We start from the raw sequence: 287 nt of genomic DNA, 5'->3' as shown, positions 1-287 counted from the left end.
GGCGTGGTTTCGGCGCTCGGCGCGACCGGCTTTCCGGTCGACGCCATCGACCTCATCGTGCATGGCACGACGACCACCACCAACGCCGTGCTGGAGCGGCGGTTGGCGCGGACCGGCATGATCACCACGCGCGGCTTTCGCGACGTGATCGAATTGGGAAGGCGTACGCGGCCCCAGCCCTATGGCATGACGGGGACTTTCGTGCCGGTCATTCCGCGCGACCTTCGGCTGGAAGTGTCGGAACGGGTTGAGGCCTCCGGCGCGGTGCGCATTCAACTCGACGAAGC

The 287-nt window shown here is 67.2% G+C and carries 1 protein-coding gene; it reads left to right on the top strand.

Annotated features, from left to right (window positions below):
* Positions 1 to 287, top strand: a 287-nt coding sequence (locus tag EN845_RS34930) for a hydantoinase/oxoprolinase N-terminal domain-containing protein (protein WP_281041062.1), incomplete at both ends; no start/stop codon positions are given.

It is taken from the genome of Mesorhizobium sp. M8A.F.Ca.ET.202.01.1.1 (genome assembly GCF_004791595.1).
GTDB lineage: Bacteria > Pseudomonadota > Alphaproteobacteria > Rhizobiales > Rhizobiaceae > Mesorhizobium.
Note: the sequence above shows the minus strand (reverse complement) of the source record. Positions and strands in the feature narration are given on the sequence as shown.